Below are 16,608 nucleotides of genomic sequence, written 5' to 3'. Positions count from 1 at the left end.
ATGATGAAGCTATTTAGAACTAAAGCTGAAAGAGAAAAAGTAGCAAGCGGAGAGTATCCGAGTAGCGGTTTCATACCTTATTTAACTCACTGGAATAGTAATACCGTAATTACTAAGAGCAATGATTTAGTTCAAGTAGTAAAAATTAGCGGTTATTCTTTCGAGACTGCCGATGATGAAGATTTAGATATAAAGAAAATAATCCGTAACCAATTATTTAAAGGTATGGCCTCAGGTAACTTAGGCCTTTATTTCCATGTAATCAGAAAGCGCCAGCAGGTTTATCCCGATGATTATGCAAGTATTGATATGCCTGATGGTTTTGCCCTCTATTTAGACCAGAAATGGTTTCAAAAAAATAAGGATAAGCAAGCTTTTACCAATGAATTGTATATTTCAGTAGTTAGAAAAATTGAAGCCGGGCTTAGTATAGGTGGTATTGAATCCATGATTAAAAAACTGATGCAAGGCGGTGATAAAGGTGCAAGAGATATAGCAATGCGGGAAGCCTATGAGCAGCTTGAAGAAGCAACTACCCGAGTAGTTAATACACTTAGAGAATATAACCCGAAATTACTCGGCTTAGATAGAAAGCAAGATAGAGTTTATTCAGAGCTATGTGAGTTCTTCGGTAGGATTGTTAACTGTGGTGCACAATCCCGTATGCTTTATCCGCTGGGAAATATAGATAAATATATTAATAACCATAGGTTATATTTCGGCAAAAAATCTATTGAAGCAAAATCTTTAAACGGCGCCGAAAGGTTCGCAGGAATAGTAAGCATTAAAGAATATGGACCTAAAACCTGGGCGGGTATCTTAGATTCATTCCTTAGAATGCCTTTTGAGTTTATTCTCACTCAATCATTTGAATTCACCAATAAGCAAGCTGCAATGCACAGAATGCAATTACAGCAAAACAGGATGATTCAAGCAGGAGATAAAGCCGTCTCCCAAATTATAGAAATTTCCGATGCTCTGGATAAAGCAATGAGCGGAGAAATCCACTTCGGTTCCCATCATTTATCCGTAATGTGTATTTCAAGAAATCCTAAAGAGTTGGAAAATATATTATCAATGGCGGCAGTAGAGATTACTAATTCGGGCGGAATAGGGGTAAGAGAAAGAACTAACTTGGAGCCGGCTTTCTGGGGGCAGCTCCCCGGTAATTATGATTTTATTGTTAGAAAATCAACCATAAATACTATGAACCTTGCTGCATTTAATTCAATGCACAATTACCCTTTGGGTAAACAGAAAGGAAATCATTGGGGAGAGGCGGTAACCGTTTTAGATACTACTTCAGGAACGCCGTACTATTTTAATTTTCATTTAAGAGATGTCGGGCATACTACTATTATAGGACCTACAGGAGCGGGTAAAACCGTAATGATGAACTTCCTGTGTGCGCAAGCTCAGAAATATAAATGTAGACTTTTCTTCTTTGATAAGGATAGGGGAGCGGAAATCTTCTTAAGAGCATTGAACGGGAAATATACTATTATTGATCCGAGCAGAAAATGCGGGTTTAATCCGCTTCAACTTCCTGAAACCGGTGAGAATAAAACTTTTATTCTTGAGTGGCTTAAGCAACTTGTTTCAACTAACGGAGAGCAAGTTACTGCTGAGGATATAGCATATCTGACCGCGGCAATGAACGGTAACTTTAAATTAGAGAAGAAGGATAGAAAACTAAGAAATATAGCGCCGTTTTTAGGTATGGCAGGTCCGGGAACATTAGCCGGTAGGCTTGCTATGTGGCACAGCAACGGCTCGCATGCCAACCTTTTTGATAATGATGAGGATGTGATAGATTTCAGTAAAGCTAGCGTTTTCGGCTTTGAAATGGGAGAGTTACTGAAGAATAAAGCAAGTTTGGGGCCGGCGCTTCTATATATATTCCACCGTATTAATTTATCACTCGATGGAACTCCATGCATGATTGTACTTGATGAGGCATGGGCTCTAATTGATAATCCGGTGTTCGCACCTAAAATTAAGGATTGGTTAAAAGTTTTAAGAAAACTCAATACCTTTGTTGTATTCGCTACTCAAAGCGTTGAAGATGCCAGTAAAAGTGCGATTAGTGATACTCTAATTCAGCAAACCGCAACTCAAATATTCTTACCGAACTTAAAAGCAACCGCTGCTTATCGGCAAACTTTTATGCTAAGTGAGAGAGAATTTCAATTAATTAAAACTACTGATCCCGGTAGCCGCTTCTTCTTGATTAAACAAGGTAATGATGCAGTTATAGCTAAAATTGATCTAAGCGGCCTGGAAGATGTAGTAAATATCCTATCAGGAAGAGCGGATACAGTACTGATACTTGATGAAATAAGAAAAAAACACGGCGATGATCCGAATATTTGGATCCCGATATTTAACAACCGTTTAAGGGAAAGGGAAGAATGAAGTCTTGGGGGAATCTTGCAAAATTGAGCATATTTATTTTTATGCTGCTCATATGTCCGATAAATAAAGCTAATGCTTTTGATAGTATTATGGAATTTGAGTCAAGGTCGGATACCGGCTCTATGTTCGATTATATCGGCAATCTAAGCTTTTGTTTTGAAGACGGGTATGTAATGGGTCCAAGCGATGTAGCGGATTTCAGTAATACTTATATTCCTCCCGTATTAGGGAAGGATAGCAGGCCTAATACCCAAACAGATTCCGGAGTATCAATGGTTACTTCGGCGTTATCCTCTATCGGTAGGTCGATGGTTTATTTTATGATGATGTATTATGGTGGTTTCGCCGGAGGGCTTGCTATTCTTGCAATTGGTACTGAGCTAATGATAATGCTCGAAGTATGCACAAACTCATATATAGTACAACCATGGGAATATATTAATAGGGAGAAAGGAGGGGATTATTGGAAGTGTCAGAAAGGAAATAACGGTAAATATTATAATGCCGGTTCTAAAGCTTTAACGGCGACTGATGTACCGTTTTATTATTCCTGTGATCCTAAATATGATCCCTCAACAGGTAAAGAAATTGCGGAAGGTAGTGCGGATTCTGCATATATCGGTAGGGTTTGGGGATATATGGGTGCCGCCTCACCATATTGTGTAGGCGAAGCTAAGAATTATGAGAAAAAAGAAAGAGTAGGGCAAGTATTGGTCGAAGTTACCCGTGGTTGGGTGGGTAGGTTTTGGAGTGGATATGATCGGTGTGTAACCTCTGGAAGGGCTCAAATTTGGCTAAAAGCAGGTGAGCTTGATTTAGATGAAGGGTCTGTGCAGTATTATGGCTATTACCATTATGACAGTTCCAATGCTAAAATTAAGATTTGTGCTGCAACCCCTTATACTTTACTTCCCTTGGAAGTCGGGTGTAGTCAGGTTGCACCGCCTGCGGAGCAATCAGGGCTTGATCCGTTCCTTGAGCTTTATACGAAAGGAACCAGATGTTACTATCTGCTTACCGGAAGAACCGATTTATACGGATTAGGTAAAGCGCTGAAGCAAACTGATGAAAACGGGCATGATGCGACTGCTATGAAGGGGTTCCTGCAAAGTGATTTTCATATTACCAGTACGGTAGTCGGTTGCGTTAAAGACCTTATAATAAAAGTATTTTTAAGCCCGGAGAATAATCCCGGTTATGTGAACACAGGATTTTTTATTGTTATACAAGATAGGCTAAGAGGCATAGTTTATGCAGCGCTTGTTTTATATGTGGCATTACTTGGTATTAAAATAATTAGTTCACCGCAGGTTCCAAGCCAAGGGGAGTTCTTAATGTTTATAATTAAATTCGGGCTGGTAGTATATTTTACTACTCCAAGTGCATGGTACTATGTTGTGAATGGGGAGGCGCAAGGGCTCTTTCCGACGCTGGTATGGGCATCCGATGAAATAGGGGCATTTTTTATGAATGCGGAAAATGCAAATGACCCGGTAGGGATGTGTAGATATATACTGGGCGGACAGGAATTATTAGCTCAAAGAGATATACCGCCTTCATCAATCGGTAGCGGAGTGCAACCGACTATAGGTTTCAACAGCCTTAAAATGACAATGTGGGATTTAGTGGATTGTAAATTGATAAACTACATGAACCTCGGGTCTTGCAGTTATTCACTGGGCGGAATTATAGGCATGTGGATGGTAAGTGCGGCGTTCTTAGTAGGAGCAGTCGGATTTTTATTAGCAATAGTTTCGTTTATATATGTGCTTATATTATTACTGGTAGTTTTCAAATTCGCTCATATGTTTATCCTCGCGGTATTCATTATAGCAATATTAGTATTGCTTTCCCCGATCTTTTTATGCTTTTCACTATTTCAAGCAACTAAATCCATATTCGACAACTGGATAAAGATGATTTTAGGATATATTTTATATCCTGCTCTTTTGTTTGCTTTCGTTGCTTTAATGTTGGTTACTTTCGATTCAATATATTATGGAGATTTAGTGCTTGCAGGAGGGCCTAAAATATCGGGAGGTAACCTAAATAATGTATTAGCGGAATGCCAAGGAATAGACTCGCTTTATTGTAATACTGTTAAACACCTTCAAGCTGATCCTTGCTTAGTCAGTGTGGGTAAAATGAGTGATACACTTACGGAAAAATTTGATCTTGGCCCTTTAGGCAGCTTTACCAGATTAAAATCAGGTGCGGCATCCGATTATTTAAATGTTGTAGTGAAAATGATGTTATTTGCAGTAATATATTACTTCTTTTTAGGTTCCGTTACCAGCTTCCTTGCTGTCTTAACCGGAGTGCAGGACTTAGGAGGTATGGCCAAAGGTTCGATAGATTTATTTGCGATGACTCAAAAAATGGGTGGAAAAGCAATGGGAGGGATTACATCTAAGCTTGGCGGTATGACCGGTAGTCTCACCGGCGGCGGTGGCGGCGGTGGCGGTGGTGGAATGGGCGGAATGATGGGAGGCGGCGGCGGTGGCGGCGGTGGCGGAATGATGGGTGGAATGGGTGGTATGATGGGAGGCGGCGGTGGCGGTGGCGGTGGCGGCGGCGGAATGCCTGGTATGGGTGGATAGAGAATTTAGGTAAAAAATGAAGAATTTATTAAGTTTAAAATATTTAAAAAATATAAGTTTTGCTTTTATTCTCGCACTTATTTGGGGGTTGCTGATATTTACACCTAAGAGTTCCTATGCATTATATGATGATTGTATATTCAGCTGGGAATTCGGTGATATCCAAAGAAAAGTTATTGAGGTGAAGCCGATAGGTCGTGTCTGTGCGGAAAGGTGTAAAATAGAATGTAATGCTTTTTCCCGAACCAGTTATGACGGGGAACTAAACCAGGATATAATCGATGATTGTATAATGGAATGCCAAGCAGGAAAAAGTTTTAAAAAAGCATTTAGACAAGCTAACACTGACAGTACTGCCTGGCTGCCATTCGTGTGGCAAGATGCAGTTGAAATCGGAACAAAGTGTAGTACTAATAAAACTGCGATTGATTCGGCAGCTAATAATTACTATGAGACAGGCGTCACTATAAACCCTGGTGCAAAGGCATATTTTAAGGTATTTGCCCCGGGGGGAACCGAAGGCAATGCAGTATATATGTGCGGCATGAAAACAGTTAAATTAGTTCCTACCATTTATTCCTTTAAGGATAATATTTGGGATTGGAATACCGGTAAATGGTCGGGTAGAAACACATCTCCAAGTACATGGAATGCACGTAACCCTCATTGGACTGATACAGGAATTGATGTTAAAAACGGTGACTACCTTTCTATAACTATGGGCTGGGGGTTTGCTTCTCTATGTTCGGATGGCTGTGAAGGTGTGCCGATGCAGTATTCATTAGGAGTTAGAGCCCCTTATTATAATGATTGGGATGACGGGGAATTACTTTATCTGGCAGGGAGCGAATTACAGGTTCCGAACAGCAATGCTAAAGGAAGTTATACAATATCACCTGCACAAGCAAATAAAAATAATGCAAAATATACTTTTTACGGTTTAAAAAATAAAATATTAGAAAACATAAGAACCAATGTAATAGTCGATAACCAAAAACAAGAAAATTATTTTTATAAAATGATTTTTTATTCAGGATATCTTTCAGGGTTTTCAAAATATTGGACAAGACTAGGGTTAAAGCACTATGATGGTGGAGATGCTGATAATTGGGATGATAATCTCGGGGGACAGTATGTAGAAGTCTCTTGGAAAGGGTGCCCTCATTATGATGGGGATAGGCTGCAATATGCTATAGTACCCTTAGATACTAAGGACGATATAAATAGTTACAAACCGTGGGATTCAAGCGTTGAGTGGTATGATGTACCTAAAGAAGCGCTTATGAGCCGCGGCGAAGTAGTATTGCAAGGAAGGAATAGAGGTGGGGTGTTCCTTAGGATAAAGCCGTTGGAATTTGAAAAAGATAAAGCTCCTCAATGCCCGAATGACGAATCACAATGTAAATCCAGTAATGAATCCGCTAAAAATAATTATGCTCCTTGGAAAACAAGCGGAGGATATTTCGTAGAGGTAGAAATTGAGGGCGATCCCCCAAGCATAACCGGTTTTATTTCTGATTTAATCAGAACGGTAAGAGAATATTTGTTTGGAAATACAAATAGTGAAGGAAAAGTTCAGAAGATATTCAACCGAATGGTTTTAGATACTCAACTAGTTAATGCAATCAGGGCTCTACTTATTTTATATATTGCTTATACAGGCTTAAGTTTTATAGCAGGATTTGCGGAAATAACTCAAAAAGAAGCTATAATAAGATTTATAAAAATAGGAATAGTAATAACTTTAATTTCACCAAATAGTTGGAAGTTTTTTAATACATATTTATTTAACTTATTTACTGATGGAGGCTTAGAGCTTATAGCAAGAATAGTAGTTGAAACCTCAGCTTCAACAGAAGAAGTTAGACGAATACAGCAAGACCCGTCGTTAGCTTTCTCCGTTTTCGACAAGCCGTTTACTCAGCTATTCAGTAGAGAAGTATGGATTAAAGTATGCGCTGTGCTTATGTCTTCTTTTTTAGGGTTTATAATAGCTATATTAATTGTAATTGCCGCCGTAACTTATATATTTTGTATTGGTAAAGCTATTATAATTTACTTAATGTCAATGATCGGGATAGCTTTACTCCTTTTAATTGCTCCTCTATTTATATCTTTTATCTTATTTGAATTTACCCGGCAGTTCTTTGATGCTTGGCTGAAACAGCTATTATCATTTACTTTACAACCGGTTTTTGTATTCGCTATGATTACAATGATAAATAATCTATTAATGGTAGGTTTATATACAAGCTTAGCAATTACTGCATGTAAGATATGCTTCTTAGGGTTCCAACTTAATGCCGGTGTTATAGATATTGATTTGTGCTTAATCCCGGGATGGACCACTTTGCTAAATATGCATTACCCGTCTGATGATTTTCTTGGCCTGCCGCTTACTCAGATAGCAGCTATACTCTTTTTGTTTTTAATGTCACAATCTACTTATGCTTTAATGGGTCATTGCTCTTCAATGGCAATGCAACTTGTCAGCGGAGGTTTTATAGGTAGTAATCTTAGTAATATGGCTGATAAAAATGATCCTTTAGCGAAAGGCTTGGAGGGTTTCGGCGCAATTACCGGAACTGATAAAGAGTCAGTTCAGGCCAGAGATACTTTAACACAACCATTCCTACAGGGGAAACAAAGGGGAGAGCAAAGAGAGCAGGGAAAAACTAAAAAAGACGGTGCACCGGTACCTAAGCCGCCGATACCTATGCCCCCGGTTGATGGTTGAATAATGTGAAAAGGAAAATTATGCCAGGTAAATTATATTTTTACTTAGAAGGAAAAAGAAAAAATATTATTATTCATTTTAACTATCTAGTAAAAGTAGAAAAGATCTTAGAGGGGATATGCGGAAAAAACTATTAAGTTCTATAAAAGTTCTACTGATTCTACTAATAGGCATTTCTGGTAGCCCACAGAAGTCGTATGCCGAGCGCTGCGTCCTTGCTTCTGATTTTGGCCTTGGGGGGGTCATTATATGTTCCTGCTAACCCTAATCAAAGCGGAGGCGGCACTACATATAAAGCTAAAGATCCGAAAACCGGAAAAACTATTAATACCAAGCTACTAAGAACATTCCCTAAAGGGCAGCAAATAGCACCATGGGTGGATACGGGGCTATATACTACCGGTATTGCCAATAATTCCGAAAATTCTTCTTATTCTAAGCTTAAAGGGTATATTCAAGGAGAGTGGTATCCTTGGGGTGCGGAGACTAAAACCGAATGTATAATGCTTGATTGTGCAAAAAATATTTCAAATCATGCAATTTGCTTAGATAACGGGAAAATAGTAGATAGTAATCCTGACCATGCATATCCTTGCGTGCTTAAAGAAGGGCAAGGATTGTATGGTTTGATTGCAATAGATAATAATGGCAAAACATTAGATCCTAATGAGCTTGGGAATGCTTTAACTTTACCGACTGCTTTCTTTAGAACTTTTCATGCAACAGTTAAAAATAATGAAGACTCAAGTGAAGATCAAAAATATTTTGAAGTAAACTATAGTCAATTTTGTCAAAACAATGATGAGCAGAAAACGGTTTGTACTAAAGACCAGCAGTCACAAGGTTTAGATTATGTTGTAAGAGGAAGATTATATTTCAAAATATTAGATAGGTATTATGAAGATAATGGGGGGAAATATCTGGTTAGCCTAATTAGCGGGGTGTTTTCTAATAAAGGCTTTATTGAAGAAGTTATAGAGCTTATTACCGATACTATAAAGGAAGTTACCGCCTCTATTTATATTACCATTACTCGAGATTTAAAGTTTATTACTATCTGTAGAGCTATGCTTGTATTATACGTAGCTTTTACAGGTGTAAGTTTCATGATGGGGTTAATTAAAATTGAGAAAAAGGAGTTAATAATCAGATTGATAAAAGTCGGTTTAATTGCCACCCTGCTCTCAGAATATAGTTGGGACTTTTTTAATAATAACCTATTTAATTTGTTTACCGAGGGAGCTGCAAGTATTACTCAAATTATTGTTACCTCTACATTGTATTATGATAATAATATAAATGATCCTATTTTCTTAATGCCAGAAAATGCATCTGCGCTTTCAATATTTGATCTGTTTTTTAAAATGTTAATTTCTGCTCCTATACATAAAAAAATAGTAGCAGTTTTATTCTATGACTGGAAACTTTACTTTATTCCCGCAATATATATATGTTGGTATTTTGTATTACTTGGTATTTTTAGAGCCGTATTTTTATATTTACTTTCAGTTATGCAATTAGCTTTGCTTATGGTTTCTGCTCCAATATTTATTATAATGTTATTATTTCAGTGGACTAAAAATTTATTTGATGAATGGATCAAATTAATGGCTAATAGTGTATTCCTTATGATTCTTGTCATTTCTACTTTTGCACTTATGATGAGTATTATTACAGAGCAGCTGCAAAAATTATTATATTATCAGGTTTGTTGGGTGAGTGTATGGGATGTTAGTATTGCAGGTCTTGATATTTTTGATTTAATGTTTTGGTACCCGACTTTCTCCAGCCAGGCTAATTCAGCATTAACGATCGGTCATTTGTTTGCTTTTTTGATTGTTTCATTGATATTTAACGGCTTTTTGGAAGAAGTACCGACTATCGCAGATTCATTAATGGGTAGTGGTAGACCGGCTTCGGCAGCTTCGGCCGGAGCAATGCAAAGTGCAATTCAAGGATCATTTATTGGGCAAGGTATGAATATGGTTAAAGGATTAAACCCTGTAGGTATGGTATTAAAGAAAGCACAGGGTATCCCGCTCGTAGGAGATGTAGCAAAAATGGGGGAAAAAATTGTACAAAACCCTAATATGCTTAAAAAGGGTATGGATAAAATTATGATGCCCGGCAACGGGGGGCAAATAGGAGGTAATGAAGGAACAAACTTTATGCCTGAAAATGTGGGAGCTAAATTAAACGAGGGGTTTGAAAGGGGTAGTAAAAAAGAGTAAAATAAATAACGTAATTTAGTATGAATAAAGAAAGTAAGACCTTTAAATATTCTAGTTTAAAACTAGCAGAGCAAGCTAACCTGGTACATGGCTTTTTTACCAGGAAAGGAGGTGTGAGTAAAGATTTACATTTTCAATCTTTAAATTGCAATTTAGCCTCATCTGATAGTAAAAAAAACGTTATTACCAATCGTGAGATTATAAGCAATAGTTTAGGTTTTCCGTACAACAAATTGATTACAGTTACACAAACTCATTCCAACCATGTAATTACTATGAAGGATGGAGACGAGCATATTAAGCACCCGGCGGCAGATGCTTTGGTTACTAATTTACCGGGAATTTTACTAGGGATAAAAACCGCCGATTGTGTTCCTATTTTATTTTTTGATCCTAAAGAAAAGATCATTGCGGCAGCTCATGCAGGTTGGAAAGGGGCTGTATCAGGTATTATAGATAATACTATAGCGGCTATGCAAAATTTAGGAGCAAATATAGCAGATATAATCTGTGTAATCGGACCATGCATTCAGCAAGTCTCATATGAGGTGGATGAAAAATTTTATAATAATTTTATAAGTGTTAATCCGACTAGCCGTGAATTTTTTATTGATTCAAAGCAAGCTGACCACTATATGTTCGATCTGCCGGCTTATTGCATGGCAAGACTTAAAAATATTGGAATTCAGCATATTGATAATTTAGGAATAGATACTTATTCTAATCCTGAATTTTTTAGCTATAGACGTGCCACTCATGAAAAGAGCTTTAATAAAGAAGGAAAAATGGAATACGGAACCCAGCTTTCAGTAGTGGGAATGTGTTCTTAAGTTATATTATAAATACTCGCTAACAAATTTTACTAAATCTTTGTCGGAATTTATTTCAATAAATTAAGTATTAGAGTACTTGTTTTTCTACTTCACCATAATTTATTAACCTTCTGTTAACCTGATATATTTAAGGTATGTTTTAAGGAGATTATATAGAGTTAAAAAGGATGGAGAAAACCTTGGGGGAGGTTAGTGAACTTGGCGGTGCTTTTGAAAAAAATGCCGGTTATATAACTAATGAGGAAGAAGAAAAGAGAATAACATTTGAGCAGCAGATTAAAAATGCTTATTTGGAAGTTAAAGAAATTATTCATAAGTTATTGGATTCAGAATCCGATATAACTTATTTAAAAAATTTGGCTTCAATGCTGATAGATTTTTATAATCTACCGCACCTAAGAATTGAGCTTGAAAATGCTACTGCAAAATGGAATATTAATAAATATAAAGATTTACATAAATATAATGAAAAGGGCCCATGTCCTCAAAATACATGGGTAAAAGTTATAGAAAAAGAACAAGGTAAATTTAAATCATTATAAAGAATACTAGTTAATAATGTGACATAATAAGTAGGATGGAATGAAAATATTCTTAGCACAGGTAAAGCCTAGAATAGGAGATATTGAGTATAACTTTGATTTAATTCAAAATTGCTATTTGAAAGCATGCGAGAATAATGTTGATATATGTTTATTTCCTGAAATGATCAGTGTCGGGTATACGCCTGAAGATCTATTGCATAAACCTTCATTCTTAACGGAATTAGAAAAGCACACAGCCTTATTGATAAAAAATTCTCAAGCACCGGCAATATTATTATCCACTGTAATTAAAGAAAAAGATAAGCTTTATAACGCAATTTTAGCTATTCAAAACGGCCAAGTTATAGGAAAAAGCTATAAACAATGTATACCTAATTACGGGGTATTTGATGAAGAAAGATATTTTAGTAGCGGGGAGCCCAGAGTTATAGATATCAACGGGTATAAAATCGGAGTACCTATCTGTGAAGATATGTGGTTTCCTGAGGCGGCTTCAAAATTAAAAGAGGAGGGTGCTGAAATTTTACTGGTACCCAATGCTTCCCCGTATGATGGTGAAAAATTTAATACTCGCTTAGAAATAATAAAAAAAAGATATCAAGAGGTAGGGCTTCCGATTATATATTGTAATCAGGTACTCGGGCAAGACGGCATAGTTTTTGAAGGAAGAAGCTTTGGTTACGACGGAAGTTTAAAATTTTGTTTAGCGGCATTTAGAAAAGATAGCATATTAGTAGATGTTCAGGGAAATAAAATTTTAACTACAAATAATATAGAAAACTTTTCTAAGGAAGATGAGCTCTATGGAGCTATGGTGCTAGGTCTTAGAGATTATATGCATAATAATCGATTTAAGTCGGTGTTGCTCGGGTTATCAGGCGGAATAGATTCTGCATTAGTTGCGGCAATCGCAGTTGATGCTTTGGGAAAAGAAAATGTGCACGCTATAATGATGCCGTCGAAATTTACTGGCAGAGAAAGTTTGGAGGATGCTGAGAGGGTAGCTGAAATGCTCGGAATATCTTACCGGGTTATTGCGATCACTGATATAGTTGAGACCATTGATAGCGGGATAGGAGGTGCTTCCGGAATTGCCTACGAGAATTTACAATCGAGGGCTAGAGGAATAATACTGATGAGTATTTCAAATATGACGCAAAGTTTAGTGCTTACCACTGGTAATAAAAGCGAGAATGCCGTCGGGTATGCAACTCTTTATGGAGATATGTGCGGAGGATTCAACCCGATCAAGGATTTATATAAAACCGGTGTGTTTAATATAGCCAAATTTCGTAATTCTAAGCTTCCGGCTTCAATTCAAGTAATGAATTCAAACTCCCCTGTGATGCCTGAGCGGGTAATTACCAAGCCACCTTCTGCAGAGCTGAGAGAAGATCAAAAAGATAGTGATTCGTTACCGGAATATAGTATATTAGATCAAATACTGGAAGCTTATATAGAGCAGGATTTAGGAAAAGAAGAGATTATAGATAAAGGGTTTGATAAAGAAACGGTTGAAAAAGTAATAAAGCTGATAAAGATTTCGGAATATAAGAGAAGACAATCCGCTCCCGGCGTTAAACTAACCACCCGGACTTTGGATAAGGAGCGGAGATATCCGATTACTAATCTGTATAAAGGATAAGCGCTTAATTTTCGGCAATTAAAGGAGTAGGAATCTTACCGTAAACCTCACGCCATTTTGAAGCAGATTGATAGTAAGCTATGGTATCATCCACTAGAGCCTCTTCCATATTCTCAACATGTTCCCCATTTGGCCAGGTATATTGGCTAATACTACTCTTTGGAGCAAGTACGGTAATTTTATTATCTTTCATCATAGCCACCTTTTGATAGTTGCTGATAAACGCATAAGGTGAGTTTACTTTAGAATTCAGCAAATCCTTCCCGAAGAATTTTGTATAGTAACTAAAATTCATTAAACCTAAAAGAGTAGGAGCTAAATCTATTTGGCTTGCTATATCATTATGTTTCTGCGGCTTTATAGAGTTCGGAGCATAAATTATCATCGGTATGTGATATTTATTTAAATTTAATTCAACTTTGCCGCCAGCACCTGCGGTATGGTCAGAAATAAATACGAAAATAGTATCATTAAACCAGGGTTTTTCTTTAGCCGATTCTATAAGTTTTCCTACACTATAATCCGCATATTTTACTCCTCCGCTTCTTCCTGAATGAGAAGGAATATCAATTTTCCCTTCCGGATAGGTAAAGGGACGGTGATTCGAGGTAGTCATAATCAGCTGCATGAATTTATTGCCGGTAGTATAGGATTTATCCGCTTCTACTATTGCACGCTTAAATAAATCTTCATCACATACGCCCCAAATATTAGCAAATTGTACTTCTTTATCATCTAAATTGGTGCGATCAACTACGTCAAAACCATTTACACTAAAGAAAGCATTCATGTTATCAAAATAGCCGAATCCGCCATAGATAAATTTGGTATCATATCCATGATCTTTTAATATAAAGCCTAAAGAGAATAAGTTTTCGTTTCCACCGCGTCTAACTATCGATTGTCCTGGAGTCGGAGGGATTGAAAGAGTGATTGCCTCTAGACCTCTAACTGTTCTGGTACCGGTGGCATAAAGCTTGGTAAAAAATAAGCCCTCGTTTGCTAAACGATCCAAATTAGGGGTTAAATTTTCATTGTTGCCGAATGCTTGCATGTATTCTGCACTCATGCTTTCCATTACTACCAGCATAATATTTTTATGATCTATCGGGGTATTGGCTTTAATAATTCGAGTAATATCCTGATCAATGAAAGAAGTATTTTCAGAGGTGAGTAGCTTTCTTATATTTTGATTAACTTTATTATCATCCTGTTTGGCATAAAACCTATTGTAATCAATTTCATTATTCCAAAAGGCATGGAATAAATTATGTATTCCGTTAGATGCTATCTCAGTTGCTTCAGCGTTATTTTTAAAATTAGCTTGCTCTACCGAACTTAAAAAATAAGTGAGCAAAAGAATAGAAAAAGTCATTAAAGAGCTTTTTAAGCGCTTGGAAAAATTTCGCGCCATAAGAGCCTTAGGGTTAAAAATTGAAGTAGAGAGCCATGTAAGAAAGAAAGCAACTACTATGAGAGCAGCGATTAATCGATAAATTGGGAATGATTCTATAATATTTCCTATGACTTCTGAGGTATATACTAAGTAATCTACTGCAATAAAATTAAAGCGTGTATTAAATTCGCTCCAAAATATATGCTCTGCAACAGCATCAAAAAGTAATATAAAAGTAAAAATAAAACACAAAACTTTAGTCGCAACTTGGTCAAAGCGACTGCCGTGTTTGCTGCTAGGTAAAGATATATGATATAAGATTATCGGAATTAAAAAGAAACCGAGCGTAGCCAGGTCAAACCAGTAGCCGATTACGAATACTTTAGCTATATCGGTAAAGCTGTAATCAATGTCGCTTAAAGAACGGATAAGTAGAGAGATCCGAAGTAGAGTTTCAATTAAAAAATACAGCGAAATGTAAGGCAGAAGTCTTTTAAACAGCATAGAAATAGTTTTTTATTATATAAAATTAATTGCCGAGAACCTTAACATATGAAGCAGGATAAATAAATTACTTTTATATAAATGAAAATTAAGTAGCTCACATTGTCTTCTTTATATACAGAGCTTTAGATTAGATGATATAAAGCTTTGTTTTTTTAATATATTTGCTACATTATTGTGAGAAATATTAATGAAGGTGCGAGTTGGCAAAGTTAATATTTTCTTCATTGAATATAGTATGTACTATATATGTGCTTAGTATTTTAAAGGGTACTAAAGATACTATAATAATCACTGAGCTCGGAGCAGAATTAATCAGTGCTGTTAAGCTATATGGTGTGTTGCCGGCTGCTGTAATATTCACTTTATTTTATACTAAACTTAGCAATCTCCTAACACAGATACAAATTTACCATTTATTAAACGGATGTTTTATTTCTTATTTTCTTGGTTTTTGCTTTTTTCTATATCCCAATACCTCACTCATACACTTTGATTTTAGTGAAGTTATATTGCGTTACCCTTATTTCAAATATCAGCTATTAATGTTTGCAAACTGGTCTTACTCCCTATTTTATATTTTATCGGAAATGTGGGGTAGTGTAATGCTTCCTTTAATGTTTTGGCAGATAGCTAACCGAATTTATTCGGTTGAAGAAGCTAAAAAATATTATCCCCTGCTTGCATTGGTCGGGGAAGTAGGGGCGGTGTTATCGGGAGTCACATTATCTATTCTAACTCGGCATAAAACCTCTGTTAGTTGGGAAATATCATTGAAATATATTTGCATCACCATATTTATTGCAGGGCTTATAATTAGCCTAAGTGTTCATTTTCTTAAAAAATATATTAGCTCAGAGCAAACTATGAGACCGATAAATTCAGCTAAACCGGGTTTGCTTGAGAGCTTTAAAGCTATATTGTCATCAAGGTATATCATGTTGATAACAGTGATCATCATGTGCTACGGAGTTTCGATTAATTTAGTTGAGGGGGTATGGAAAAAACACTTAGGTCTTTTATATCCCCATTCGTTGGATTATTGCCATTTTATAGCTAAAGTTCAAGTGGCCATGAGTTGTAGCAGTATATTTTTTATATTATGCAGTTCTATTGTTTTAAGAAAATTGAGGTGGCAGGTCGGGGCATTGGTTACACCTATTACTATGCTGATTACCGGGAGTTTATTTTTTATACTAATCGTATTTAAAGGCTCTATTTCTCAAGGGTGGGGAGATCATAATATACTTTTTCTTTGTGTGATAATAGGAGCTATACAAAATATAGTAGTTAAAGCAAGTAAGTATTCTTTCTTTGAGCCGACAAAAGAAATGCTCTATATCCCGCTTGATGACGAATTAAAAAGTAAAGGTAAAAGTGTTGCTGATGTACTGGGTGAGAAGGGAGGAAAAGCTTTAGGAGCTTTTATTCAGTGGAGTATGTTATCTTTTATAGCGGGTGCAACTTTAGTAAGCATCTCACCTTATATCTTTTTTATATTTCTAATAGTGGTCATAATTTGGATATCAGCAGTGCTTTTGCTTAGCAGAATGTTTTAGATTTCATTTGTAGACCATTTATCGGAAATAAAAATAACGAAAGTTTTTATACTAAAGGTAGAGTATCGGCTTCTTGCCTCACTTCATCATTAATATATGCTCAATAATAGTTAATTGCTTACATAACGTGTAATTTTTAAAAA

The 16,608-nt window shown here is 36.4% G+C and carries 9 protein-coding genes; 8 read left to right on the top strand and 1 reads right to left on the bottom strand.

Going from position 1 to position 16,608, the window contains the following annotated elements; all coding sequences use genetic code 11:
• Nucleotides 1–3 precede the first annotated feature (3 nt).
• From I862_RS06515 to I862_RS06485, 7 genes are all read left to right on the top strand, one after another.
• A complete protein-coding gene (locus tag I862_RS06515; RefSeq protein ID WP_038540303.1) occupies nucleotides 4–2,415 on the top strand; it encodes a VirB4 family type IV secretion/conjugal transfer ATPase in 2,412 nt (803 codons plus the stop codon).
• Nucleotides 2,412–5,015, top strand: a complete 2,604-nt coding sequence (locus I862_RS08565; protein ID WP_038540300.1) for a TrbL/VirB6 family protein — start codon at nucleotides 2,412–2,414, stop codon at nucleotides 5,013–5,015. Before I862_RS06515 ends, I862_RS08565 begins: the two co-directional genes overlap by 4 nt.
• A 16-nt stretch (nucleotides 5,016–5,031) precedes the next feature.
• Nucleotides 5,032–7,752, top strand: a complete 2,721-nt coding sequence (locus I862_RS06505) for a TrbL/VirB6 family protein (RefSeq protein ID WP_038540297.1) — start codon at nucleotides 5,032–5,034, stop codon at nucleotides 7,750–7,752.
• A gap of 197 nt (nucleotides 7,753–7,949) precedes the next feature.
• Entirely contained in the window at nucleotides 7,950–9,983 is a 2,034-nt protein-coding gene (locus tag I862_RS06500; protein WP_038540294.1) for a TrbL/VirB6 family protein, read from the top strand.
• A 20-nt stretch (nucleotides 9,984–10,003) separates the two neighbouring features.
• Nucleotides 10,004–10,813 carry a peptidoglycan editing factor PgeF gene (pgeF, locus tag I862_RS06495; protein ID WP_038540291.1) on the top strand — a complete coding sequence of 270 codons (810 nt, stop codon included), beginning with the start codon at nucleotides 10,004–10,006 and terminating at the stop codon, nucleotides 10,811–10,813.
• Nucleotides 10,814–10,983: 170 nt separating this feature from the next.
• Nucleotides 10,984–11,358: a hypothetical protein gene (locus I862_RS06490; RefSeq protein ID WP_038540288.1), complete on the top strand. Its 375-nt coding sequence runs from the start codon at nucleotides 10,984–10,986 to the stop codon at nucleotides 11,356–11,358.
• Nucleotides 11,359–11,398: 40 nt separating this feature from the next.
• Nucleotides 11,399–13,006, top strand: a complete 1,608-nt coding sequence (locus I862_RS06485; RefSeq protein WP_038540285.1) for an NAD+ synthase — start codon at nucleotides 11,399–11,401, stop codon at nucleotides 13,004–13,006.
• 4 nt (nucleotides 13,007–13,010) lie between these two features.
• Here I862_RS06485 and I862_RS06480 read toward each other — a convergent pair whose 3' ends face one another.
• Nucleotides 13,011–14,906, bottom strand: coding sequence for an LTA synthase family protein (locus I862_RS06480; RefSeq protein WP_038540282.1), 1,896 nt, complete (start codon nucleotides 14,904–14,906; stop codon nucleotides 13,011–13,013).
• A gap of 203 nt (nucleotides 14,907–15,109) precedes the next feature.
• Here I862_RS06480 and I862_RS06475 point away from each other — a divergent pair, with 203 nt between their 5' ends.
• Entirely contained in the window at nucleotides 15,110–16,465 is a 1,356-nt protein-coding gene (locus tag I862_RS06475) for an Npt1/Npt2 family nucleotide transporter (RefSeq protein WP_038540279.1), read from the top strand.
• Nucleotides 16,466–16,608 lie beyond the last annotated feature (143 nt).

It is taken from the genome of endosymbiont of Acanthamoeba sp. UWC8, from assembly GCF_000730245.1.
Lineage (GTDB): Bacteria > Pseudomonadota > Alphaproteobacteria > Rickettsiales > Midichloriaceae > Jidaibacter.
This window is presented reverse-complemented; position numbering and strand designations above follow the sequence as displayed.

Bases quoted from the DNA above. Each gene is read 5' to 3' on its own strand.
- I862_RS08565 (WP_038540300.1), top strand. From the start codon at position 2,412: ATGAAGTCTTGGGGGAATCTTGCAAAATTGAGCATATTTATTTTTATG.
- I862_RS06485 (WP_038540285.1), top strand. From the start codon at position 11,399: ATGAAAATATTCTTAGCACAGGTAAAGCCTAGAATAGGAGATATTGAG.
- I862_RS06500 (WP_038540294.1), top strand. From the start codon at position 7,950: ATGCCGAGCGCTGCGTCCTTGCTTCTGATTTTGGCCTTGGGGGGGTCA.
- pgeF (WP_038540291.1), top strand. From the start codon at position 10,004: ATGAATAAAGAAAGTAAGACCTTTAAATATTCTAGTTTAAAACTAGCA.
- I862_RS06480 (WP_038540282.1), bottom strand. From the start codon at position 14,906: ATGCTGTTTAAAAGACTTCTGCCTTACATTTCGCTGTATTTTTTAATT.
- I862_RS06505 (WP_038540297.1), top strand. From the start codon at position 5,032: ATGAAGAATTTATTAAGTTTAAAATATTTAAAAAATATAAGTTTTGCT.
- I862_RS06515 (WP_038540303.1), top strand. From the start codon at position 4: ATGAAGCTATTTAGAACTAAAGCTGAAAGAGAAAAAGTAGCAAGCGGA.
- I862_RS06490 (WP_038540288.1), top strand. From the start codon at position 10,984: ATGGAGAAAACCTTGGGGGAGGTTAGTGAACTTGGCGGTGCTTTTGAA.